The following is a 22,545-nucleotide window of genomic DNA, read 5'->3' on the forward strand; positions in this document are numbered from 1 at the left end:
CCTCACCCCGGGGCCCGCCCCCCCTGGCCGCCGCCTCCTCGGGGGGGGGGGGGGGGGGGCCCCGGCGGCGGGGCCGGCGCCCCCCGCCCTCATGGCCGTGGGCCTGGCCGGGTACGCCGTCGCCCACACCCTGCCGGCCTTCGTGGTCGCGACCGTGGTGTGGAGCGTCGGCGACGTCTTGATGGTCGGACGCGCGTTCGCGATCGTCGCGGACCTCGCGCCGGAGGACGCCAGGGGGCGTTATCTCGCCGTCTACGGAACCAGTTGGGGCGTCGCCACCGTCGCCGTGCCCGTCGCGGCGGCGCAGCTCCTCGAACGCGTGGGCATGGAGGGCCTGTGGGTGACCGCAGCAGCCGTCTGCCTCGTCCTCGCTGTCGCCCAGCCGGGCGTCGGACGGCTGCTGCGGAACCGAGCAGGCGGCTCCCGCTACGCGGTGAGCAGGCCCCAATAGGCCGCCCAGGGAGCAAGAACCACTCCGCCTGCCAGGAGCAGGCCGGGCCGAACCCCGCGACCGCCAGCAGTGCGAGCCGGCGGATGCCGCCGGCCGCTATGTGATGGTGGAGAGCGTGTCGGCGACCGTCAGTCGCGGATGGTCAGGCCCATGGACCTGGCCGTGCCCGCGACGATCTTCTCGGCCTGGTCCAGGTCGGAGGTGTTGAGGTCGGGCAGCTTGGCCTGGGCGACCTGGCGGAGCTGGGCGCGGGTGATCGTGCCGCCGCTCTGGTGCCCCGGACGTGGGCTGCCGCCGTCGAGCCCGGCGACGTGCCGGATCAGCGACGCCGTGGTCGGCTGCTTGGTGGTGACCTCGAAGGAGCGGTCGTCGTAGACGGTGATGACGGCGGGGACGACGAACCCGCGCCTGTCCTGGGTCTGCGCGTTGTACTGCCGGCAGAACTCCATGAGGTTGATGCCGAGCGGGCCGAGGTCCTTGCCGACGTTCGCCGGGCCTGCCTCGCCGGCCTGGATGTGCAGGGTGACGACCCTGGCCACCTTGTTCTTCGCCATGGCGGCTACGCTAAAGTCTCCCGTAACTGGAGGCTCAAACCGAATTATGGGCTACACGATCGGCCGTCTGGCGAAGCTGACAGGCCTGACGGTCAAGACCATCCGCTTCTACTCCGACGCGGGCGTGCTCCCCGAGCCCGAGCGCACCGCCGCCGGCTACCGCCTCTACGGCGACCAGGACCGGGTGCGGCTGGAGCTGATCCGCACGCTCAGGGAGATCGGCGTCGACCTGGCCACGATCCGCTCGCTAGGCGACCGCGAGTTGAGGGACGTCCTGGATCTCCACCTCAGGGCGGTCGAGACGCAGATCGGGTCGCTCCAGCGCACCAGGGCGGTGCTGAAGGCCACCCTCGACCGCGACGGCGACCCGGCCGAGGAGGACCTGCGCAGGCTGCACACGCTCGGCCGGCTCGGCGCGGCGGAGCTGGGGGCTCTGCGCGACGTGTTCATCGACGAGGTGGGCGGCGACGTCCCGGCTCGGCACGAGTGGCTGACCCAGATGCGCGAGTGCATGCTCCCCGACCTGCCCGAGGAGCCGACCGCCGCGCAGCTCGACGCCTGGCTGGAGCTGGTCGACCTGCTGGCCAGCGAGGACTTCCGCGACAGCCTGCGCAGGCAGAGCGAGGAGTACTGGGAGGAGCGGGATCTCGCCACGTGGCGCGAGGCCAACGTCCAGCTCATGCGGGAGGCGCTGGACGCCGTGCGCGCGGGCGTCGAGCCGGGCTCGCCCGAGGCCGGGGTGATCCTCCAGCGGATCCTGTCGGCGATCGGGCAGAGCCGTGAGGAGATGCTGCGCGGGTTTGACGAGCACGACCCGCGGGCCGCCAGGCTCTGGGAGCTGGTGTCGATCATCAAGGGCACGCCCTGGCCGGCGGAGCCCACGATCGCGTACGGGTGGATCGAGGCCGCGCTGCGCGCCCAGTGACAGGATCAGTCGTCGGCGGGGAAGGCGAAGAGCCGGATGTACAGGGGGCGGGCGTCCGGCGGGGCGTCCTCGGCGCGATGGCTGTGCTTCATCAGCAGCGCCATGTACGCCTCGAAGAACTCCTCGAACTCCGCCCTGGTCATGCGGCCGAGCCCGCGTGACGCCTTGACCCAGTGGGGGTCGCGCTCGTAGAGCTGGGGGAGGCGCTCGAACAGCTTGAGGTCCTCCTCCATGCCGACCCGGTGGAACTCGGTGAGCACCGGACGGTCCTCGGGGGCGAGCTGGTCGGGCGTGGGGAGCCGCAGATCTCTGGGCCCTTCGGCCTTGCGCCACCAGCGCTCCCTACCGGTCGAGCGTTCGGGGATCTCCTCGATGAAGCCGTACTTCTCCAGCTGGCGCAGGTGGTAGCTGGTCGTGCCCGTCTTGGCGCCGAGCAGTTCGCCGAGCGTCGTCGAGGTCGCGGGGCCGTGGACGCTGAGATGGCGGAGCATGAGCCGCCGCATGGGGTGGGCGAGCGCCTTGAGCCGTGCCGGGTCGTCGAGAAGGAACGACTCCTCATCCTTCATGGTGAGCAGCCTAGTCCTGCAGAGGGATATCTGCCGATATCCGTTTGCCGAGAAGTCTCTGCAGACTATCGTCGGCAATATGAGACGAAGCCTCCTGGCGGTGGTCGCCGCCCTGTGCCTGTTCGCCGCCCCCGCCGCCGCCGAACCGCCGCCCTCCGTACCCGCTGACCTCAAGGCGACCGAGGTGAGCTTCCGCGGCGACCGCGGCCTCGCCATGCACGGCACGGTCCTGTCGCCCGCCGCGGCGAAGCCCGGCCGGCCGGGCATCGTCCTGGTGCACGGGGCCGGTACGGGGACGCCGCGCACCAAGCTGCTGGGCGAGGCCGTCGAGTTCGCCCGCAGGGGCATGTCCGTGCTGATCTACGACAAGCGCTCCGAGGACTACTCGCTCTTCGACCGGTCGTACGCGCAGCTCGCCCGCGACGCGCTCGGCGCCGTGGCCGAGCTGCGTACCCAGCCCGGCGTGGACCCGGCGAAGGTCGGCATCTGGGGGCTCAGCGAGGGCGGCTGGGTGGCTCCGATCGCGGCCTCCCAGTCGCGCGACATCGCCTTCGTCGTGCTCGTGGGCGCGAACAGCCAGGAGCCCCTGCGTCAGCAGTCCTGGGCCGTCGCGGCCGGGATGCGCAAGGCAGGGATGGCGGGCCCGCTCGTCGATCGGGCCGAACCCAACCTCTACCGGACAATCGCCGACGGCGGCCTGTACCCCGAGCCCTACTACGACCCGGCGCCGACCATCGCCGCGGTCCGCCAGCCCGTACTCGGCATCTGGGGCGTCCACGACCTGCTGACCCCGTCCAGGGAGAGCCCGCCGCGGTTCGCCGAGGCGCTGGAGCGGGGCGGGAACCGGCACTACACGTTCCGCTTCCTCCCTGACGCCGACCACGCCGCCCACAAGACCCCGGACGGCGGTGTCACCCGGCTGCCCGAGCTCGCCCCTGGTTACGCGGACCTGGTCGGCTCCTGGGTCCGCGACGTCACGGCGGGCGACCCGCCCGCGGCGCAGACCTCGGGACCGGCTCCCGTGCAGGAGTCGCCGACCTTCTCGGTGGCTCCTCCGGCCTGGTGGGAGTCGGCGCCGGTCCAGCTCGTGGCGCTGGTGCTGCTGGTCGTCGCGTTCGCCGCCTACCCGGTGGTCGCCCTGGTGCGCCGCCTGCGCGGCGGCTCGCGAGCGCCGGTGACCAGAGCCGCGCGGCTCCTCAGCGCCGCGGGGCTGACGGCGGTGCTCGGGTCGTTCTCCTACCTGTTCTACCTGGTGATGACCGGCGGCAAGCTGTCCTCTCCCGGGCCGATGCTCGCCGGACGCCCGCTGGTCTGGCTGGCGCTGCAAGCCGTCGCGGTGGCCTCGCTGGTGGCCACGGTGCTCACCGCCCGGGTCTGGCGCCGCGCCTCCGCCGCCCCGCGAGGGGAGCGGGTGCGGCTCGGGTTGCTGCTGGCGGGCGGGCTGGTGCTCGTCCCCTGGGGGCTGTACTGGGGCTTGCTGCTCCCGTGAAGCTCAGTACGCGGCGGTGAACCGGGTCCGGTGGTGCTTGGGGCGTTCGGCCTCGTCCAGGAGCGCCACCGCGAGGTCCTCCATGGAGATCCTGGACGTGCCGTCGGCGTCCACCAGGAGTTCGTCGGCGCCCAGGCGGTAGGCGCCGGTGCGTTCGCCCGGCTCGAGGAGCGCGGCCGGGCTGAGGTAGGCCCAGTCCACGTCCGTGTCGGCGCGGCAGGCGGCCAGCTGTTCGCCGCACGCCTGCGCGATGGGGCGCCAGGACGGGGGGAAGTCCGGGGCGTCGACCACGGTGACGCCGCCGGTGCCGGGCACGGTCAGGCTGCCCGCGCCGCCGACCACCAGCAGCCGGACGCCCGTCCCGGCCAGCCCCGCCAGCAGCGCCCTGGTGACGGCGGTCAGCTCGCCCTCCCTGCCGGGCGCGGGGCGGGTCGCGGTGATGACGACGTCCTGGCCGGCGCTCAGCCGGGCGACGTCCCGGGCGTCGGAGGCGTCTCCGGCCCGGACGTCCGCGCCCAGCCCGTGAGCGCGGGACGGGTCGCGCACGACGGCGGTGACCTCGTGACCGCGCGACAGCGCCTCGGTGACGACCCGGCGTCCGACGTTCCCTGCCGCTCCGAACACGGTGATACGCATGATTGTCTGCTCCTTTGAGGTGTTCATGACTTCCTGCCGAGGACCTGGCCGGCGACGAGGGCGCCGAGGGCGACGGCGAAGCCGACGACCTGCCAGCCGGTGAGGCTCTGCCCGAGGACGGCGAGCCCGGCGAGCGTGGCGACCAGCGGGTTGGTGAGGCCGAGGAGCGACACCGAGGTGGGGGCGAGCCTGTCGATGCCGCGGAACCAGAGGGCGTAGGCCATGGCCGTGCCGATGACGCCCAGGTAGGCGAAGCCGAGCAGGTTCGTCCCGGAAACGGACGTCGGCACGCCTTCGAGCGTCAGCGTGAGCGGCACCAGCACCAGCCCGCCGATGGTGAGCTGCCACCCGGTCTGGACGAGCGGCGCCTCCGGCTGCCCCCACCTCTTGGCCAGGACGATGGCCGTCGCCATCAGCGAGGTTGCGGTCAGCATGGCGGCGATGCCGAGCGGGTCGACGCGGGCCTCGGCGGTGAGGGTGAGCAGCGCGACGCCGCCGGTGCCGGTCACGGCCGCGAGCAGCACCCACCGGGACGGGCGGACCCGCAGCACCACCAGCGAGAGCAGGGTCACGACCAGCGGCTGGACGGAGCCGATGGTCGAGGCGAGCCCGCCGGGCAGGCGGTAGGCGGCGAAGAAGATCAAGGGGAAGAAGGCGCCGAAGTTGAGCAGGCCGAGCACGACGGACTTCCACCACCACGATCCGTGCGGCAGCCGCCGGGTGACGGCCAGCAGCACCAGCCCTGCGGGGAGGGCCCGCAGGGTGGCGGCGAGCAGCGGACGGTCAGGGGGCAGCAGGGTGGTGGTGACGACGTAGGTGGTGCCCCAGCTGGCAGGGGCGAGGGCGGTGAGCAGGAGATCGCGCCAGCGCGGGGCGCTTGAGAGGGCGCTCGGCGTCGCCTGCCCGGTGCTTTCGGTGATGGTCGCCATGTCGGTCGCCTCTCATTGATAATCTCAACGTTGAGATACTCTATACCTGAACGCTAAGTATGTGAACGTTGAGACTATTCCTGGGGGTCGGATGAGCGACGCGGTGGACGAACTGCTGGCCCAGTGGGCGCGCGAGCGGCCCGACCTCGACGTCTGGCCGATGGGCGTCGTCGGCCGGATCTCGCGGCTGGCACGGCTGATGGAGCGGGAGCTGAACGGCTTCTTCGCCGCGCGCGGGCTCGGCCCCGCGGAGTTCGACGTGCTGGCCACCCTCCGCCGCTCGGGCCCGCCGTACGAGCTGACCGCCGGGGCGCTGCTGAAGTCCTCGATGGTCACGTCCGGGGCGATCACCAACCGTGTCGACCGGCTGGAGGCCAAGGGGCTGGTCGAGCGGCTACAGAGCGCCGAGGACCGCCGCTCGGTGCCGGTCCGGCTCACCCCGCGCGGGCTGGAGCTCGTCGACGAGCTGGTCGCCCTGCATGTCGCGAACGAGGCGCGGCTCCTGGAGGCGCTGGACAGGGCCGACTGCGATCAGCTCTCCGGCACGCTCCGCAGATTGCTGGAGTCGCTGGGCGACACCTCGCTGGGCGCCACCGCCGCAGGCCGCGATCAAGGGTGAGGGCGACGCCTCCATGGCGTTCAGGCGACAAAGTTCAGGCGACAATCGGACATGTGCACTTCGGAATCCTCGGCCCGCTTGAGGTGCGGACCGACGAGGGGGAAACGGTCTCCGTCGGCGGGCCCAGGCCGCGCGCGCTGCTCGCGCTGCTCCTGCTCGACGCCGGCCGGCTGGTCGGCGTCGAGCGGCTGATCGACGGCCAGTACGGCGACGACCCTCCGGCCGGCGCGGCCAACGCGATCCAGGCCCACGTGTCCAGGCTGCGCCGCAACCTGCCTGACGGCCTCGTGGAGTTCCACGGCTCGGGGTACCGCCTCGCGGTCGTCCCCGAGGACGTCGACACCTACCGGTTCGAGCGGCTGGCCCGCGACGGGCGCGGCCTCCTGGCGGCGGGCCAGCACGAGCGCGCCGCGCGGACACTCAGGGACGCCCTTGCGCTGTGGCGCGGCCCCGCACTGGCGGACGTGGCCGACGCGCCGTTCGCCCAGCCGCAGGCGGCCCGCCTCGAAGAGGCCAGGCTGGCGGCCAGGGAGGATCTCGTCGAGGCCGAGCTCGCGCTTCCCGAGGGCCCCTCGATCGCCGAGCTGCGGCAGCTGGTGGAGGCGAACCCGCTGCGTGAGCGGCTGCGCGGGCAGCTCATGCGGGCGCTGCACGCGTCCGGGCAGCAGGCCGCCGCGCTGGCCGTCTTCGACGAGGTCAGGCGGCTGCTCGCGGACGAGCTCGGCGCCGACCCCGCTCCGGAGCTGGCCGCGCTGCACCTGGCGATCCTGCGCGGCGAGGGCCCGCGTGAGCAGCCGACCCGCCGCCGGGTGCCCGCCCAGCTGACCAGCTTCGTGGGACGCGAGGCCGAGCTGGACCTGATCGACGCGCTCGGCGACGCCCGGCTGATCACCATCACCGGCCCCGGAGGCACCGGCAAGACCCGGCTGGCCATCGAGGCCGCCCGCCGCCGAGGGCATGACCCGGCCCGCGCGGGCTCCCCGGAGGGGCGCCGGAAGGCACGGGACGTCGGGTTCGTGGACCTGACGCTGCTCGACGACGGCGCCCAGCTCCCCCTGGCCGTACTGGGGGCGCTCGGCCTGCGGGAGGCAGGGCTGCAGTCGCCGGCGCTGGACCGTCCCGACCCTGCTGACCGGCTCGTGGCGGCCCTCGCGGACCAGGACCTGCTGCTCATCCTGGACAACTGCGAGCACGTGATCGCCCCCGCCGCCGCGCTCGTCCGTCGGCTGGTCGACGCCTGCCCGCAGCTGGCGATCATGGCCACCAGCCGCGAGCCGCTCGGGCTCACCGGCGAGAGGCTGGTCCCGCTGTCGCCGCTGGCCGTGCCGCCGCCCGGCGCCGGCCCCGACGACGCGCTCGCCTACCCCGCCGTGCGGCTGTTCGCGGAGCGGGCCGCCGCCGTGCGTCCGGAGTTCGCGATGCGTCCCGAGGTCGCCGAGATCTGCGCCACGCTCGACGGGCTGCCGCTCGCCATCGAACTGGCGGCGGCGCGGCTGCGCTCGTTCACCGTGGAGGAGATCGCCGCCCGCCTGACCGAGCACGGACGCTTCAAGCTGCTCTCCCGCGGCGACCGCACCGCGGCGGCGAGGCACCGCACGCTGCGCGCGGTGGTGGACTGGAGCTGGAGCCTGCTCAGCCCCGAGGAGCAGACGCTGGCCAGGCGCTTCTCGGTGTTCTCCGGGGCCGCGTCGCTGGAGGCGGTCGAGCGGGTCTGCGGCGACGGCGACGTCCTGGCCGACCTGGTGGACAAGTCCCTCGTCGAGGCGAGCGGCGGACGCTACCGGATGTTCGACACGATCCGCCTGTTCTGCGCCGAACGGCTGGCCGAGGCGGGAGAGGAGGAGCGCACCCGCGACGAGCACGCCGCCTGCTTCCTCGACCTGGCCCAGCGCGCCGACCCGTGGCTGCGCAGGGCGGAGCAGCTCGACTGGCTGGCCAGGCTCTCCGACGAGCACGACAACCTGCAGGCCGCGCTGCGCCACGCCGTCCAGCAGGCTCCGGAGACGGCGTTGCGGCTGGTCGCAGCCTTGGCGGCGTACTCGTGGCTGAGCGGGCGGCGCGGCCAGACGACCGCGTCCGCGCTGCGGCTGCTCGACCGGATCGGCGGCGAGCCGATCGCGGGGCTGGAGGAGGAGTACGTGCTGTGCGTGCTGCAGGCCGTGCCCGACACCGGTCCCGAGCAGTGGGCGCGAGCTGAGGAGATCATGCGGTCGCTGGATCGCGAGCTGCGCCACCCGTTCCTGAGCGTGCTGTGGGGGATGACGGCGGGCCCGCCGGATCCGGAGTCCGCCAGGCAACGATGGCTGCTCGGCGACGACCCGTGGTGCCAGGCCGTGGCCATGCTCAGCGAGGCGCTGGTGCGGCTGCTCGACGGCGGAGTGGCCGACGCCGAGCGGCGGCTGGAGGCGACGCTTACGCGGTTCCGGACCGTGGGCGAGCGCTGGGGGATGGCGCAGGCCCTCGAATGGCTCGCGATGATCTCCAGCTGGCGCGGCGACTGGGTGGAGGCCAGGCGGTTCTGGGGGCAGGCGCTCGACCTGCAAGACCAGCTCGGCGCCTTGGACGACCTGGTGGACGTGCTCTGCCGGAGGTCCGGCGGGCTGCTGCGGGAGGGCGATCTCGCGGGGGCCCGCGCCGACCTCGAACGCGCCACCGAGCTGGCCCGCAGCACCTCGCGCCGGTCGCCTCAGCTGGAGCTGGCGTGGGGCGAGCTGGCCCGCCACGGCGGCGACCTCGCGCAGGCGCGCACCCGCTACGCGGCGGTGCTGCACGCCGCCGCCCCCGGCGCGTACGTCACCGAGGGCGTCAGGCCGCTCGTGCTCACGGCGCTGGGACGGCTGGCCGAGGCCGAAGGGGACCTCGCGGAGGCCAGGCTCCGCCACGGCGAAGCGCTGGCATGGGTGCGCGCGTGCCACACGATGGCGATCGACGTGGCCGAGGTCGCCGAGGGGCAAGCCGGGCTGGCCCTGCTCGAAGGGGCCGCGGAGCGGGCCGCGTACCTGCTCGGCGTGGCCGTGGCCGTGCGCGGCACGACCGTGGCCGGCGACCGCGACGTCGCCAGGATCGCCGCCGGCGCCACGGAACGCGCCGGCGCGGACGCCTTCGCCGCCCACTTCGCCAGGGGCGCCGCACTGAGCCGCGAGGAAGCGCTGACAGCCCTGCCCTGAGGCCCATCGGACGGTGCTGACAGCCCGCGCCTGACTGTCAGCCGACTGTCTCCGGCTTGTCAGCGCTCCGGACGAACGTGGTGGACATGAAGAACACCAACGTCCTCATCTCCGGGGCGAGCATCGGTGGCCCCGCCCTCGCCTGCTGGCTGGCCCGCTACGGCTACCGTGTGACCGTCGTCGAGAAGGCGCCCGCCCTGCGCAAGGGCGGCCAGGCCGTCGACTTCAAGGGCGAGATCCACAAGACCGTCCTGCAGCGGATGGGCGTCATGGACGACATCCTGCGGCTCCAAACAGGCGGGCGAGACCAGGAGTTCGTCGACGCGAACGGCCGCAGGCTGGCGGTGATGCCCGGCGAGTTCAGCGGCGGCGAGATCGAGATCCAGCGCGGTGACCTGGCGCAGCTGCTGTATGAGAAGAGCGTCGCCGCCGGGTGCGAGTACGTCTTCGGCGACTCGATCACCTCGCTCACCGAGACCGAGAGCGGCGTGCACGTCACGTTCGAGCGGGGCGCCCCGCGCACCTTCGACCTGGTCGTGGGCGCCGACGGGATCCACTCCAACGTCCGCCGCCTGGCGTTCGGCCCTGAGGCCGACTACGTCGACTTCCTCGGCCACTACTACGCCCTGGCCGAGGTGCCGGACCGGTTCGGAGCCGCCCCGAAGATCTACAACGAGCCCGGCAGGATGGTCGCCGCCGGTGGCCCCAAGGCCGACGCCTTCTTCGTCTTCGCCTCGCCGCGGCTCGATTACGACCGCTACGACACCGAGGAGATGAAGCGGGTCGTGCTCGACGCCTACGCCGGGATGGGCTGGCGGACGCCCGACATCCTGGACGCGGTCCGGCAGACGGACGACTTCTACCTCGACTCGATCAGCCGGGTCACCATCGACCGCTACGCCAAGGGCCGCGTGGTGCTGCTCGGCGACGCCGCCTACGCCAACACGCTGGCCGGGTTCGGCTCCGGCCTGGCCCTGGTGGGCGCGTACGTCCTGGCCGGGGAGCTGGCGCTGGCCGGAGGCGACCACCTGGTCGCCTTCCGGCGCTACGAGGAGGGCTTCCGCGGTTACGCCAAGATCTCCGAGAAGGGCAACGCGGGCTTCTTCCTCGCGCCCGCCACCCAGAGCCGGATCAGGATGCGGAACTGGATGTTCCGGTCCAGCCTCGTCTTCAAACTGATGATGCGGATGACCGACGGCTACGCCACCAACATCACCCTCAAGGACTACCCGTCACTGCTCCGCCGGTGAGGCGAACCAGCCCCCAGCGGGCGGAAGCAGCAGCAGGACGAAGTCCGCGACGCCGACGATCCGCGGCATGCGCGCCAACACCTTGGTGTCCGCCATGCGGGCATCATCCCTTAATCGGGCGATCCCGTCATCGCTCTGATCGTCGCCGTCATGTTGGCGCGCAGGGCGGTCAGCCGGCCGTCGATGACGGCGGAGGCGTCGGCGCCGCTCCTGCGTGCAGCCACCCGCAGGCCGGTGTCGCCGGGGCCGTGGACGAACGTGTGACGCAGCAGCGTCTGCCCCGGCTCGGAGCCCGGCCGCAGGTCGTAGCTCCACAGCGAGCCGGGGACGCCGGCGTCGTCGAGCACCTCCCAGGAGAAGCCGTGCGGCCGGTCCGCGCGGGTCACCACGCAGGTCACGTCCGCGACGAAGCCGTTGGGGTAGCGGTTGCTCGCCTGGAACCTGGCGCCCGCGCGCGGCTCGGCGTCCGGCTCCAACCAGGACGCATGCGTGCACTCCGGGCTCCACTCGCCGAGCCGCGAGAGGTCGGTGACGAGGTCCCACACCTCGGACGGCGGCAGCGGCACCCGCACCTCCACCTCCGTCGTCGCGCCGGTGACTTCGTCGAACTCACGTACCTCGACCGAACCGAACCGCGCCACCGGATGCCTGGCGGCCACCTCGACCGCCTCCTCCAGCGTCGCGCACTCGATGATGTCGACGCCGCCGACCTGCTCCTTCGCCTCGGTGAACGGGCCGTCGCCGACGAGGACCTCTCCGTCGCGCACCCGCACGGCCCGGCCCTCGGCGGCCGGACGCAGCGCGTGCCCCTGCAGGCGGACGCCGCGCCCGTCCATCTCCGCGACCCAGCCGTGGGCCGAGGCCTCCTCCGGGCTAACCTTGGTGGACTCGTCCGGACAGATCATCAACAGGAACTTCATCCAGAACCACTCCTTTCCCACAACGATGAACGACTCCGCCTGAGACCGACAGGTGGACAGCGGCGGATGTGCAACGGATATTGGACAGGGCCGAGCAGTGCCCGACTACCGGAGGTCTTCTTGGACGCGCGTCTGGACCATCTCGTCTGCTGGGTCTCCGATCAGCTGCGGGCGCTCGACTTCTACGAGCAGGTCGTCGGCCTGCCGGGAGTGCGGGCCGAGGAGTTCAGGAACGGTGAGGCGGCCTTCCCCAGCGTACGCGTCGCAGGGGAGACGATCATCGACCTGATGCCCCAGGAGTGGGCGCCCCGGATCGACGAGGGCACCGGGGTGAAGGGCAGCGCCGGCCATCCGGTGAACCACTACTGCCTGGCGGTCGGCCACGCGGACTTCGAGGCGCTCAAGGCGCGCCTGGACAGGCACGGAGTGGAGATCACCGGGACGGGCGCCGACTCGTTCGGGGCCCAGGGCATCGCCCGCGAGGTGATCTACTTCCCCGACCCCGACGGCAACGTCATCGAGGTCCGTTACTACGTGTAGTAGTCCTGCGCAGCCGCCCTCGCACCGCCCTGCGCACCACGGGGCCCATGTCCTCCAGCGCCGTGACCAGGACGGCGAGCTGCTCCAGGGAGTCGAGCGCCTGCCCGGCCCCCTCCCGGTCGACCCCCTCGTAGAGCTCCAGGCCGACGAAGGCGGCGGCGGTCGCCCTGGCCAGGCCGCCGATGTCGACGAACTCGGCCAGCGGGGTCTCGGCGAGCACCCGGGTGAGGGTCCGCTCCAGCTCCACGATCCACAGGTTGAGCCCGTCGGCCGTGGCGGGGGCCAGCTTGGCGTCGGACTGGCTGCCCGCCAGCAGCTGGGCCAGCGCGGCGACGTGGCCCAGCGCCCGCTCCTCCTCGTGCAGCTCGCGGGCCAGGTCGAGCAGCTCGCGCAGGGTGCCGACCGCCGCGAAGCGCTCGCGGTAGGCGGCCACCCGCTGCCGGGCGCCCTGCTCACACGCCTCGGACAGGAGCTGGTCGACGCTGCCGAAGTGGTAGAACACCAGCGCCTGGTTGACCCCCGCCGCCGCGGCGATCGACCTGGCCGAGACCCCGGCGATGCCCTGCGTGCCGAGCGTCCGCAGCGCCGCGTCGAGCAGCTTGGATCTCGTGTCGGCCACCATGTGTCTCCCGGGGGTCAGCAGCGGGCGCTCTCGCGCCTCGGCTTCACGGTAGCGGGAACGGAGGCCGCCTCGACGTACGAGACGGTGAAGCTGCCCCAGTAGCCGAAGATCCGGCCGAGCAAGGGGTTGGAGACGGTGACCGCGATCGTGAAACGTCCTGACCGGTCGTCGAAGTGCTCGGTGACAGTGGCGGCGCCGGTCGCGCACGCCGGGATGGGCAGGGCGAGCGGGCCTTCGAGCAGGCGCTGGCGGCCCGAGCGGATGACGAGGCCGCCCCGGTCGTCCACCGACAGGTCGAGCGTGGTGACGAGGTGCTGGTGGGTGCCGAGATAGTCGATCACCTGGCCGGTCGCCGGGTTGAGGACCATCGTCGCGTCGAAGCGCCCGCGTGGGAAGGTGCGGACGAAGGTGACGGTCTCGCGGCCGTACGAGTCGAGGTACGGGTAGTTCTCGATGACGAACGGGATGTCGCGTCCGGACTGGGCGACCAGCACGTTCCTGCGGCGGCCGAGTGCGAGGAACGGCCGGACGATCGGGCCCGCGTTCCAGACCCGGTCCATCACTCCGCGTCCGACGCACGCCTCGCCGGAGTCGAGCCCGACGCCGAAGCGCCGTTGGAGCTGGGGGTGGAGGCGGTCGAAGGCGTCGCCGAGCGCGAGCTGGAAGATCGAGGGCATGGTTCCTCCTGGGTGGGGGGACGGCGCAGGCAGCGGCGGGCGGCCGGGGTGCCGGGCAGCGGCGGCAGGACGATCGCGACGACGGTGACCGCCACAGTGACCGCCACGGTGACCGGGCCGGGAACGACGGGAGTCGACGCGACCGCCACAGTGAGGGCCACAGTGAGGGCCACAGTGAGGGCCACGGCGAGGGCCCTGGCGGCCAGTTCGGCGAGGGCCTGGAGCAGCGACCGCTCGGGCGTCCTCCCGGTCTCCAGCCACAGCCGGAGCCGGTCGAAGGACCAGGCCGTCGCCCACCACATCAACCAGCCGGGCAGCACGTGCGGCCGGTATCCGTACACGGTCAGGAACCGCAGACCTCCGCGTACCGGGACGTAACGCCAGTAGCCCGAGCCGGAGCGGATCGGCGAGAGGGGGTGCCGGGAGCCGAACCGCAGCGCGGACGTGCAGGTGCCGTCGGGCCGGTGGCGCTCGCCCATGCTGACGCCCACCCCGCTGACGCCGAGCGTCGAGTAGCGGAACCGCTGCGGCTCGCCATCGGCCCGCGGGAGGTAGCGGATGCGCCAGAAGCGCAGGTCCCAGCGCTGGTGCAGGGCCGGGTCCTGGGTGTGCAGCCACAGCGTGTCGAGGTCGGCGCGGATGGACGTCTCGACGTAGAGGTGACGGGCCACGCGAACCCTCCTTTTGAGCGGTCGCTCAAATGGTAGCCCGATTTAAGCGTCTGCTCAAAGCGTCGGGACGTTCTGGTACACAGGGGCACATGGGTGTGAGCGTGGATGAGTTCCTCAAGCTGCTCGACGAGCTGCCCGAGGTGCGCGCGAGCGAGGCCGGCGAGTGGGTCGGCTTCAAGGTGCGGGGCAAGGGGTTCGGCTACCTGTGGGAGGAGACCGAGACCGTCGGGCTCAAGGCGACGCTGCAGGAGCAGATCGCGCTGGTCGCCGAGCGTCCCGACGTGTTCGAGGTGCAGTTCACCGCGGGCCAGTTCGGCTGGGTCGTCGTCCACCTCGACCGCATCGACGCCGACGAGCTGTTCGAGCTGATGGCCGAGGCGTGGTGCCTGACGGCGCCGAAGTCGCTGGTGGAGGCCTTCGAGGCGACGCACGAAATAGGCGGAAAAATCGCACAGTGACGGCACGCTAATCTCGGGCAGCGTGACCGCTATGGACATCAAGCTGCGCGAATGGCGCGAAGACGACGCCCCGGTGGTGTTCCGCGCCTTCCAGGCGGCTGACATGCGAAGGCAGTCCCCGTGGCCGATCCTGTCCGTCCAGGACGCCGTCGGCTGGATCGCCGCCTGGGAGGGCGTCGGCCACGCGTTCGCCGTCACCCTCGACGGCCAGGTCGTCGGGAACGTCGCCGTCACCGGCATCGACAGCCACGACAACGGCTGGGTCTCCTACTGGACCGTCGAAGAGGCCAGGGGGCGAGGCGTGGCTGCGGCGGCGACGTCCGAGCTGGCGGCCTGGGCCTTCCGCGAGCGCGGCCTCTACCGCCTGGAGCTCGGCCACCGCACCAACAACCCCGCCTCGTGCCGGGTGGCGACCAAGGCCGGCTTCCGCCCGGAGGGCATCGAGCGCGGCAAGCTCTGCTACGACGGCATCCGCTACGACGTGGAACGCCACGCCCGCCTGGCCACCGACTGACCCGCGGGGCCGGTTGGGTGGTGCGGTGGGGGGTGGGGTGATCTAGGCTCGGAGTGTGGACAGCGAGAGTCTGGCCGCGGCCGGCCTGTTGGCGGCGCTGAGCCGGGCGGCGGAGCTGCTCTCCGGGTTGCACCATCCCTTCGTGAGAAGCGCCCCCTTCACCTATCTCATCCCGCCCGCCGGGGCGCGTACCGGCACCACCTTCACCCTCCCCGACGGTCGCGAGGCGACGTTCGCGGTCTCGATCGTCGCCAGGAGCGGCGCCTTCCATGTGGAGGGCGCGGCGGCCGTCGAGGGCGAGGACCTCCTCCGATTACCCGCCAAGAGCACCCACGACATCCGCGCCGCCCTGGTCGTGCTCGACGAGCACGCGGCCGAGCTGGCGCAGCCCGCGGGCCGCCTCCTCGACCAGCTACTGGACGAAATTGTCTAGTTGTCAGACAATCGAGGCATGAAGAACGGTCCTCTGTCCGTCGTGGGCGCGTCCGTGCTGTGGGGCACGGCCGGCACCGCGGGCCTGCTCGTCTCCGCCGACCCGATCGCCCTGGCCGCCGCCAGGCTGGTCATCGGCGGGGCGGCGCTCGGGCTGCTCGCCCGGGCGGGCATCAGGCGGGTCCTCACCCCGGGCCTGCTGCTGGCCGCCGCCGCGGTCGCCGCGTACCAGCTCTGCTTCTTCGCCGCCGTCTCCCGCACCGGCGTCGCGATCGGCACGGTCGTCGCCATCGGCAGCGGCCCGGTCTTCACCGGGCTGCTCTCCTGGCTGCTCCACAAGGAGCGGCCGAGCGCCCGGTGGGCGCTGGCCACCACGGCGGCGATCTCCGGCTGCGCGGCCCTGATCGTCGGCGGCGGCGCGCAGGCAGGCGGCCACGCGGTCTCGGGCGTGCTGTTCGCTCTGCTCGGCGGCCTGCTGTACGCGTTCTACGCGGTCACGGCCGCCCGCGCGATCGGCGGCGGCGCGCCCTCGAACGCGGTGATGGGCCTGATGTTCGGCGGCGCCGCCGTCGTCATGCTGCCGGTCCTGCTGTGGAGCGGCGCGGGCTGGCTGGCCGAGCCGCGCGGCCTGCTCGCGGCGCTCTACCTCGGCCTCGGCTGCACCGCCCTGTCGTATCTCCTGTACGGCAGGGGCCTGCGCACCACCCCGGTGGCGACGGCCGCGACACTCGCCCTGGCGGAACCGGCGGTCGCCGCGCTGCTCGGCCTGGTGGTGCTCGGGGAGCGGCTGCCCCCGATCTCGGTCGCGGGCCTCGTCATGCTCGCGATCAGCCTGGTGGCGGTGGCCGTCCCGGAAAGGCGACTAGAGTCGCAGCCGTGACGATGCCGCTCAGATCGGTCTCCGCCGTGGCCGCGCTCGCCGACGCGTTGCGCAGCCGGGTGCTCTCCGGTGAGATCGCGCCGGGCACCTCGCTGCCCGAGCAGGAGATCGCCGCCGCGTACGGCGTGGCCAGGCCGACGGTGCGCGAGGCGCTGGCCGTGCTGGTCCACGAGGGGCTGCTCAGGCGCGAGCGCAACCGCAGCGCGCATGTCCCCGAGGTGACGATCTCGGACCTGGACGACCTGATGTACGTCCGCAGGCCGCTGGAGGACCTGATGGCGCAGGCCGTGGCGGGGCGGCGGGTGCCGGAGGCGGACGCCGCGCTGGCCCGGATGGCCGCGCTGCCCTCCGACGCCCCGTGGGCGGAGTCGGTGGCCGAGCACATGGCCCTGCACCAGGCGTTGATCGAGGCCGTGGGCAGCCCGCGGCTGGAGCGGCTCTACGGCGTGCTGGCCGCCGAGACCCGGCTCGGCCTGGTGCGGCTGCGTGACGTCTACACCGAGCGCGAGGTGCTGGTGCGGGAGCACCGCCAGTTGCTGGACGCCATCTCCGGCGGCCCCGTCGAGGCGGCGAGGGCGGCCGTGGCCGCGCACCTGAGCCACGCCTGGGGCGACGAGACGCACGCCTGAGCCACGCTTCGGGAGGTGCGAGACGCTCAGCTGGGCGCAGGCTCTTGCGGGACAACCCCAGAACTCGCAAGAATCGCGGCCATGCACGGCAACCCGATGCCGGACTCCTACGTGTACGTCACGGAGGAGGGCGTCACCCGCCACTACGCTGACGGGAGCGTCGAGGCCCTCGCGTGGGAGGACGTGGTCGAAGTCCGTGTCGCGACCGAGTCCGAGGCGGATGTCCTGTTCATCCTGCTCGATCGCGACGGCGAGGGCTGCGTGGTGCCGCGCTCGGCCACGGACTCCACCTTCCTCGCACGGCTGCGGTATCTGCCGGATTTCGACCTGGAACGGCTGACCCTTGCCGCGGAGTCGTCCGGTGACGGGGTTGTGGTCGTGTGGCGGAGCCCTGACCCGCCGTCCGCATTGCCGGATCTGGAGTACGACTAGCGGCGTCATAATCCGGCAACCTGCTGAAATAGCGCCCTAAACCTCACAATCCCGGTTCAGGACCGCTGCACTTGTGGACCGTTCCGTCAACCCCTGAAACGACGTTCTCCTCGTCCGATTGTGGACATTTGACGTTATTCCCCGCTACGGAATTGATCTTTACTCTTTAGTGGGGGCCGCCGCCCTTGATTGTGCATGGGGACTTGTCAACCCATGAGGTTCAAGGAACGTCACGTTAACGCGGTGCACACAGTTATCAGGGTGGTGGTATGAGGCTGGGGACTGGGGAGTCCGCTGTCGTGCTCCTCAAGGCCGTACCTCGCCATGCGTCGAGCATCTGGACGCGGGCGTACTTACGGCTCCTGCGGGGTGGCGACACGGCGTGCGCGCTGGCCGCGTGCGCCTGCGTGCTGGGCATCCGTCACTTGTACGGCGTGTACATTCCGTCGGTCGAGTTGCTTCTCGGATGCGGCCTGATCCTCGCGTGGCCGGTCGCGCTCACGATGAGCGGCGCTTACCGGCAACGCGCCCACGGCGAGGGAACGGAGGAGTTCAAGGCGGTCTTCAACGGCGGCGTCGGCTTGATGGCCGCCGTCGCCATCGGCGCTTATGCCACGCAGACCGCGGTGGCGCGGAGTTTCGTGATGGCGATGCTGCCGCTGGCGCTGCTTTCCACGCTCTATTTCCGCTTCCGGATGCGTAAACGCCTGCATCGCAGGCGGGCCGTGGGCGAATACCTGCGCCATGTCATCGCGGTCGGCCACCGTGAGGCGATTCTCGACCTGGTGGTGCAGTTCCGCCGCCAGCCGCATCACGGGATGCAGGTCGTCGGCGCGTGCCTGCCGCACAACAACATGACCGCGGACCTCGACGGGCTGCCAGTGCTCGGCTCGTTCAGCGACGTCGCGGAGGCGGTGGCCGAGGTCGGCGCGGACGCCGTCGCGGTGCTCGCCTGCCCGGAACTGGACGGTCTCACGCTGCGCAGGCTCGCCTGGAGCCTGGAGAGCGCCGGCACCGACCTGTTCGTCGCCCCCGCCCTCATGGACGTGGCGGGCCCGCGCATCAGCATCAGACCCGTGGCCGGCATGCCGCTCCTGCACGTGGAGCACCCCGAGTTCGAGGGGGCCAAGCGGGTCGTGAAGACCGTGTTCGACCGGGTGGTGGCGGTCGCGGCGGTGTTCCTGCTGGCCGTGCCGCTGCTGGGGATCTTCCTGGCGATCCGGCTGACCAGCCCCGGCCCCGCGCTGTTCTACCAGACACGGGTCGGCAGGCACGGCAAGGAGTTCCGGGTCGTGAAGTTCCGGACCATGGTGGCCGACGCGGAGAAGCTCAAGAGCGCGCTGCTCGACGCGAACGAGTTCGACGGCGTGCTGTTCAAGATCCGGAACGATCCAAGGATCACCCGCGTGGGCGCCTTCCTGCGCCGATACTCCCTCGACGAGCTGCCTCAGCTGTTCAACGTCATCCGCGGCGAGATGTCGCTCGTCGGGCCGCGCCCGCCGCTTCCGGAGGAGGTCGCCAAGTACGGCGAGGACGTCCGCAGGCGCCTGGTCGTCAAGCCGGGCATGACCGGGCTCTGGCAGGTCAGCGGCCGTTCCGACCTGACCTGGGAGGAGTCGGTCCGCCTGGACCTGCGGTACGTGGAGAACTGGTCGCTCATCCTCGACCTGCAGATCCTCTGGAAGACCTGGTCGGTCGTCACCCACGGAGAAGGGGCCTACTAGCGGTGAAAGCTCTCGTGCTCGCCGGAGGGGCGGGCACACGGCTCCGGCCGATCACCCACACCTCGGCGAAGCAGCTCGTCCCCGTCGCGAACAAACCGGTGCTCTTCTACGGGCTGGAGGCGATCGCCGCCACCGGCGTCACGGAGCTGGGCATCGTCGTGGGCGACACGCACGCCGAGATCGAGGCCGCCGTCGGCGACGGGTCGGCGTTCGGGCTGCAGGTGACCTACCTGCGCCAGGACAGGCCGCTCGGGCTGGCGCACGCCGTGCTGATCGCCAGGGACTACCTCGGCGACGACGACTTCGTCATGTACCTGGGCGACAACTTCATCGTCGGCGGCATCGAGGACGTCGTGGCGGGCTTCGCCCGCGAGCGGCCCGCGGCCCGGATCATGCTCACCGAGGTCGGCGACCCCCGGCAGTTCGGCGTGGCCGAGCTGGACCCGGACGGCCGGGTGATCGGGCTGGAGGAGAAGCCGCGCGAACCCAAGAGCGACCTGGCGCTCGTCGGCGTCTACCTGTTCACGCCGGCCGTGCACGACGCGGTCGCCGAGCTCAAGCCGTCCTGGCGGGGCGAGCTGGAGATCACCGACGCCATCCAGTGGCTGATCGACAAGGGACACCAGGTCGAGTCCACGGTGATCACCGGCTACTGGAAGGACACCGGCAACGTCGCCGACATGCTGGAGGTCAACCGGCTGGTGCTGGAGTCGCTCGAACCGGGCGTCCACGGCCGGGTGGACGCGGCCAGCGAGCTGATCGGCAGGGTCGTCGTCGAGCCCGGGGCGGTGGTCGAGCGCTCCCGCATCATCGGGCCGGCGATCGTCGGCCCGGGGGCCCGTGTCACCGACGCCTACATCGGCCCCTTCACCTCGATAGCCGCCGGTTGCGTGGTCGAGCGCAGCGAGATCGAGTACTCGATCCTGCTGCCCAGAGCCTCGATCGAGGGGGTACGCCGGATCGAGGCGTCCCTGATCGGCCACGACGTCGAGGTCACCCCGGCACCCGACACCCCACGAGCCCACCGCCTGATCCTGGGCGATCACAGCAAGGTGCAGATCAGTCCATGACCAAGATCCTGGTGACGGGGGGCGCGGGATTCATCGGCTCCCACTTCGTGCGCGCTCTGGAAGACGCGGACGTGACCGTCGTCGACAAGCTGACCTACGCGGGCGACCGCGCCAACCTCGAAGCGGTGCCGCACCGGTTCGTCCACGGCGACATCTGTGACGCGGAGCTGCTCGCCCAGGTGGTGCCCGGCCACGACCTGGTGGTCAACTTCGCCGCCGAGTCGCACGTGGACCGGTCGATCGACGGCGCCGCTGACTTCGTCCGCACCAACGTGCTGGGCACCCAGGCGCTGATGCAGGCCTGTCTCGAGGCGGGAGTTCCCCGCGTGGTGCAGGTGTCGACCGACGAGGTGTACGGGTCGATCGACATCGGCTCGTGGGACGAGTCGGCGCCGCTCCAGCCGCGCTCTCCCTACGCGGCGGCCAAGGCGGGCGGCGACCTGATCACCCTCGCGTACGCGGTCACGCACGGCCTGAACGTGTCGATCACCCGGTGCGGCAACAACTACGGCCCCCGGCAGTACCCCGAGAAGGTCATGCCGTTGTTCATCACGAACCTGCTGCGCGGCAGGAAGGTGCCGTTGTACGGCGACGGAGGGAACGTGCGCGACTGGGTGCACGTCAGCGACCACTGCGCGGGCATCCGCCTGGTGGCCGAGGCGGGCGAGCCTGGCGAGATCTACCACATCGCCGGCACGGCGGAGCTGACCAACAGGGAGCTGACCGCCCGCCTGCTGGACGCCTGCGGCAAGGGCTGGGACCTGGTCGAGCAGGTCAGGGACCGCAAGGGGCACGACCGCCGCTACTCGCTCGACGACTCCAAGCTCCGCGCGCTCGGCTACCGCCCGCAGGTCCCGTTCGAGCAGGGGCTGAAGGACACCGTCCGGTGGTACGCGGGCAACAGGGACTGGTGGGTGAACCGATGAGATGGCTCGTGACCGGTGGCGGCGGGATGCTCGCCTCCGACGTGCTCGACCGGCTGGCCGTCACCGGCGAGCCGGTGCTCGCGCTCGGCCGCGCCGAGCTGGACCTGTGCGATTCGCGCGGGGTCCGCGACTTCGTCTGCGCCTACCGGCCGCGCGTCGTGGTCAACTGCGCGGCCTGGACGGCGGTGGAGGACGCTGAGAGCCACGAGCGGGAGGCGCTGGCGGTCAACGGCGACGCGGTCGGGGTGCTGGCCGAGGCGTGCTCGCGGGTGGGCGCCCGGCTGATCCAGCTGTCGACCGACTACGTCTTCGACGGCCGGGCCCGCCGGCCGTACCGGGAGGACGCGCCGACCGCGCCGCTGAACGCGTACGGGCGCACCAAGCTGGCGGGGGAGCGGGCGGCGCTCGCCCACGGCGGCCACGTGGTGCGCACCGCCTGGTTATACGGCGCGCAGGGGCACAACTTCGTGAAGACGATGATCCGCCTGTCGGCCGAGCGGGACACCGTGGACGTGGTGGACGACCAGCACGGCCAGCCCACGTGGAGCGCCGACGTGGCCGACTTCGTGGTGCGCTTGGCCCAGTCGGACCTGCCTCCCGGGGTCTACCACAGCGTCAGTTCGGGCCGCACCACCTGGTACGGCCTGGCCAGGGAGGTCTTCGCGCTGCTCGGCGCCGACCCCGACCGGGTGCGGCCGGTGCCGAGCACGGCCTATCCGAGCCGCGTGTCACGTCCGGCGAGCAGCGTCATGGCGAGCACGAGGTGCGCGCCGATCCGCGACTGGCGGGAGGCGTTGCACGCCGCCTGGCCGGTGCTGCTGAGGAGCCGTCAGTGCAGCCCCGCGTAGAACTCGCGGCACCTGTCGTACGAGGGCAGCAGCCCCGCCTCCAGCGCCTCGGCCAGGGTGGGCGCGGCGGCGTCCTTGCCCGACAGCAGCGGCGGCCCGGTGAGCGGCCAGTCGATGCCGAGGGCGGGGTCGAGCGGGTCGATGCCGTGCTCGGCCGCCGGGTTGTAGCCCTGCGAGCACAGGTAGACGACCGTGGCCTGCTCGCTCAGCGTGAGGAAGGCGTGCCCGAGCCCTTCGGCCACGTACATCGCACGCCGGCTCTGGTCGTCCAGGACGGCGGTGGCGACGCGGCCGAAGCCGGGCGAGCCCACCCGCAGGTCCACGACCACGTCCAGGATGCTGCCGGACACGCACATGAGGTACTTCGCCTGCCCGGGAGGCACGTCGGCGAAGTGCAGGCCGCGCAGCACGCCGCGGCGCGAAACGGAGCAGTTCACCTGCGCCAGGTCGAAGGCCCGGGGCAGGTCCGCGGCGCGGAACGCCTCCAGGAACGACCCCCGGGAATCGGCGTGGACGCGGGGGGTGAAGGTCCAGGCGTCCTCGACGCCGAGCGCTTTCATGAGCCGAAAAGTACCTGTAACAGGCACCGCTGAAACCACGAATTACCGCCGTGTTT

26 protein-coding genes are annotated in these 22,545 nt (G+C 72.0%); 17 read left to right on the forward strand and 9 right to left on the reverse strand.

The window, feature by feature from the left end:
- The first annotated feature begins 91 nt into the window (after window positions 1-91).
- Window positions 92-451: an MFS transporter gene (locus ABZ297_RS33220; protein ID WP_355354561.1), complete on the forward strand. Its 360-nt coding sequence runs from the start codon at window positions 92-94 to the stop codon at window positions 449-451.
- Between the two features lie 128 nt (window positions 452-579).
- Here the strand turns inward: ABZ297_RS33220 and rplK are convergent, their stop codons facing one another.
- A complete protein-coding gene (rplK, locus tag ABZ297_RS33225; protein ID WP_355354564.1) occupies window positions 580-1,005 on the reverse strand; it encodes a 50S ribosomal protein L11 in 426 nt (141 codons plus the stop codon).
- A 46-nt stretch (window positions 1,006-1,051) separates the two neighbouring features.
- Here rplK and ABZ297_RS33230 point away from each other — a divergent pair, with 46 nt between their 5' ends.
- Window positions 1,052-1,930 (forward strand): MerR family transcriptional regulator, encoded by an 879-nt coding sequence (locus ABZ297_RS33230; RefSeq protein ID WP_355354567.1) that lies wholly within the window; start codon window positions 1,052-1,054, stop codon window positions 1,928-1,930.
- 5 nt (window positions 1,931-1,935) lie between these two features.
- Here ABZ297_RS33230 and ABZ297_RS33235 read toward each other — a convergent pair whose 3' ends face one another.
- A complete protein-coding gene (locus ABZ297_RS33235; protein WP_355354570.1) occupies window positions 1,936-2,496 on the reverse strand; it encodes a helix-turn-helix domain-containing protein in 561 nt (186 codons plus the stop codon).
- A gap of 79 nt (window positions 2,497-2,575) precedes the next feature.
- Here ABZ297_RS33235 and ABZ297_RS33240 point away from each other — a divergent pair, with 79 nt between their 5' ends.
- Window positions 2,576-3,985: a prolyl oligopeptidase family serine peptidase gene (locus ABZ297_RS33240; RefSeq protein ID WP_355354573.1), complete on the forward strand. Its 1,410-nt coding sequence runs from the start codon at window positions 2,576-2,578 to the stop codon at window positions 3,983-3,985.
- 3 nt (window positions 3,986-3,988) lie between these two features.
- Here ABZ297_RS33240 and ABZ297_RS33245 read toward each other — a convergent pair whose 3' ends face one another.
- Both ABZ297_RS33245 and ABZ297_RS33250 read right to left on the reverse strand, forming a co-directional pair.
- Window positions 3,989-4,621, reverse strand: a complete 633-nt coding sequence (locus ABZ297_RS33245) for an NAD(P)H-binding protein (protein WP_355354576.1) — start codon at window positions 4,619-4,621, stop codon at window positions 3,989-3,991.
- Window positions 4,622-4,644: 23 nt separating this feature from the next.
- A complete protein-coding gene (locus tag ABZ297_RS33250; RefSeq protein ID WP_355354579.1) occupies window positions 4,645-5,550 on the reverse strand; it encodes an EamA family transporter in 906 nt (301 codons plus the stop codon).
- Between the two features lie 91 nt (window positions 5,551-5,641).
- Here ABZ297_RS33250 and ABZ297_RS33255 point away from each other — a divergent pair, with 91 nt between their 5' ends.
- The 3 genes from ABZ297_RS33255 to ABZ297_RS33265 all read left to right on the forward strand — a co-directional run bounded on the left by ABZ297_RS33255 (window position 5,642) and on the right by ABZ297_RS33265 (window position 10,586).
- On the forward strand, window positions 5,642-6,169 hold the full coding sequence (locus tag ABZ297_RS33255) for a MarR family transcriptional regulator (protein ID WP_355354582.1): 528 nt from the start codon (window positions 5,642-5,644) through the stop codon (window positions 6,167-6,169).
- A 53-nt stretch (window positions 6,170-6,222) separates the two neighbouring features.
- The gene (locus ABZ297_RS33260) at window positions 6,223-9,336 is read left to right on the forward strand and encodes a BTAD domain-containing putative transcriptional regulator (RefSeq protein ID WP_355354585.1); all 3,114 of its coding nucleotides are present in this window, start codon (window positions 6,223-6,225) and stop codon (window positions 9,334-9,336) included.
- An 86-nt stretch (window positions 9,337-9,422) separates the two neighbouring features.
- Window positions 9,423-10,586 carry an FAD-dependent monooxygenase gene (locus tag ABZ297_RS33265; RefSeq protein ID WP_355354588.1) on the forward strand — a complete coding sequence of 388 codons (1,164 nt, stop codon included), beginning with the start codon at window positions 9,423-9,425 and terminating at the stop codon, window positions 10,584-10,586.
- Between the two features lie 110 nt (window positions 10,587-10,696).
- Here the strand turns inward: ABZ297_RS33265 and ABZ297_RS33270 are convergent, their stop codons facing one another.
- On the reverse strand, window positions 10,697-11,506 hold the full coding sequence (locus ABZ297_RS33270; RefSeq protein WP_355354591.1) for an SRPBCC family protein: 810 nt from the start codon (window positions 11,504-11,506) through the stop codon (window positions 10,697-10,699).
- 120 nt (window positions 11,507-11,626) lie between these two features.
- Between ABZ297_RS33270 and ABZ297_RS33275 the strand changes: the two genes are divergently transcribed.
- On the forward strand, window positions 11,627-12,046 hold the full coding sequence (locus ABZ297_RS33275) for a VOC family protein (protein ID WP_355354594.1): 420 nt from the start codon (window positions 11,627-11,629) through the stop codon (window positions 12,044-12,046).
- On the opposite strand, the gene ABZ297_RS33280 is transcribed toward ABZ297_RS33275, so the two are convergent.
- From ABZ297_RS33280 to ABZ297_RS33290, 3 genes are read right to left on the reverse strand one after another with little or no spacing between them, the layout of a single operon-like run.
- Window positions 12,021-12,668, reverse strand: coding sequence for a TetR/AcrR family transcriptional regulator (locus ABZ297_RS33280; protein WP_355354597.1), 648 nt, complete (start codon window positions 12,666-12,668; stop codon window positions 12,021-12,023). The genes ABZ297_RS33275 and ABZ297_RS33280 overlap by 26 nt on opposite strands.
- A 14-nt stretch (window positions 12,669-12,682) precedes the next feature.
- Window positions 12,683-13,345: a DUF4166 domain-containing protein gene (locus tag ABZ297_RS33285; RefSeq protein ID WP_355354600.1), complete on the reverse strand. Its 663-nt coding sequence runs from the start codon at window positions 13,343-13,345 to the stop codon at window positions 12,683-12,685.
- A complete protein-coding gene (locus tag ABZ297_RS33290; RefSeq protein ID WP_355354603.1) occupies window positions 13,228-14,016 on the reverse strand; it encodes a hypothetical protein in 789 nt (262 codons plus the stop codon). The genes ABZ297_RS33285 and ABZ297_RS33290 overlap by 118 nt, the downstream gene beginning before the upstream one ends.
- Before the next feature lie 89 nt (window positions 14,017-14,105).
- On the opposite strand from ABZ297_RS33290, the gene ABZ297_RS33295 reads away from it, so the two are divergent.
- The 10 genes from ABZ297_RS33295 to rfbD all read left to right on the forward strand — a co-directional run bounded on the left by ABZ297_RS33295 (window position 14,106) and on the right by rfbD (window position 21,929).
- On the forward strand, window positions 14,106-14,474 hold the full coding sequence (locus tag ABZ297_RS33295; protein ID WP_355354606.1) for an MmcQ/YjbR family DNA-binding protein: 369 nt from the start codon (window positions 14,106-14,108) through the stop codon (window positions 14,472-14,474).
- A gap of 31 nt (window positions 14,475-14,505) precedes the next feature.
- On the forward strand, window positions 14,506-14,988 hold the full coding sequence (locus ABZ297_RS33300) for a GNAT family protein (protein WP_355354663.1): 483 nt from the start codon (window positions 14,506-14,508) through the stop codon (window positions 14,986-14,988).
- A gap of 55 nt (window positions 14,989-15,043) precedes the next feature.
- Window positions 15,044-15,421, forward strand: a complete 378-nt coding sequence (locus ABZ297_RS33305; RefSeq protein ID WP_355354609.1) for a hypothetical protein — start codon at window positions 15,044-15,046, stop codon at window positions 15,419-15,421.
- A gap of 18 nt (window positions 15,422-15,439) precedes the next feature.
- Window positions 15,440-16,300, forward strand: a complete 861-nt coding sequence (locus ABZ297_RS33310; RefSeq protein WP_355354612.1) for an EamA family transporter — start codon at window positions 15,440-15,442, stop codon at window positions 16,298-16,300.
- A gap of 2 nt (window positions 16,301-16,302) precedes the next feature.
- On the forward strand, window positions 16,303-16,929 hold the full coding sequence (locus ABZ297_RS33315; RefSeq protein ID WP_355354665.1) for a GntR family transcriptional regulator: 627 nt from the start codon (window positions 16,303-16,305) through the stop codon (window positions 16,927-16,929).
- Window positions 16,930-17,010: 81 nt separating this feature from the next.
- Window positions 17,011-17,361: a hypothetical protein gene (locus tag ABZ297_RS33320; RefSeq protein ID WP_355354615.1), complete on the forward strand. Its 351-nt coding sequence runs from the start codon at window positions 17,011-17,013 to the stop codon at window positions 17,359-17,361.
- 269 nt (window positions 17,362-17,630) lie between these two features.
- Window positions 17,631-19,085 carry a sugar transferase gene (locus ABZ297_RS33325; RefSeq protein ID WP_355354618.1) on the forward strand — a complete coding sequence of 485 codons (1,455 nt, stop codon included), beginning with the start codon at window positions 17,631-17,633 and terminating at the stop codon, window positions 19,083-19,085.
- 2 nt (window positions 19,086-19,087) lie between these two features.
- A complete protein-coding gene (locus ABZ297_RS33330) occupies window positions 19,088-20,155 on the forward strand; it encodes a glucose-1-phosphate thymidylyltransferase (RefSeq protein WP_355354621.1) in 1,068 nt (355 codons plus the stop codon).
- Window positions 20,152-21,081 (forward strand): dTDP-glucose 4,6-dehydratase, encoded by a 930-nt coding sequence (gene rfbB, locus ABZ297_RS33335; RefSeq protein WP_355354624.1) that lies wholly within the window; start codon window positions 20,152-20,154, stop codon window positions 21,079-21,081. The genes ABZ297_RS33330 and rfbB overlap by 4 nt, the downstream gene beginning before the upstream one ends.
- Entirely contained in the window at window positions 21,078-21,929 is an 852-nt protein-coding gene (gene rfbD, locus ABZ297_RS33340) for a dTDP-4-dehydrorhamnose reductase (protein ID WP_355354627.1), read from the forward strand. Before rfbB ends, rfbD begins: the two co-directional genes overlap by 4 nt.
- On the opposite strand, the gene rfbC is transcribed toward rfbD, so the two are convergent.
- A complete protein-coding gene (gene rfbC, locus ABZ297_RS33345) occupies window positions 21,911-22,489 on the reverse strand; it encodes a dTDP-4-dehydrorhamnose 3,5-epimerase (protein ID WP_355354630.1) in 579 nt (192 codons plus the stop codon). The two genes, rfbD and rfbC, sit on opposite strands and share 19 nt — an antisense overlap.
- Window positions 22,490-22,545 lie beyond the last annotated feature (56 nt).

Origin of the sequence: Nonomuraea sp. NPDC005983 (assembly GCF_040614375.1) — a bacterium.
Taxonomy (GTDB): domain Bacteria; phylum Actinomycetota; class Actinomycetes; order Streptosporangiales; family Streptosporangiaceae; genus Nonomuraea.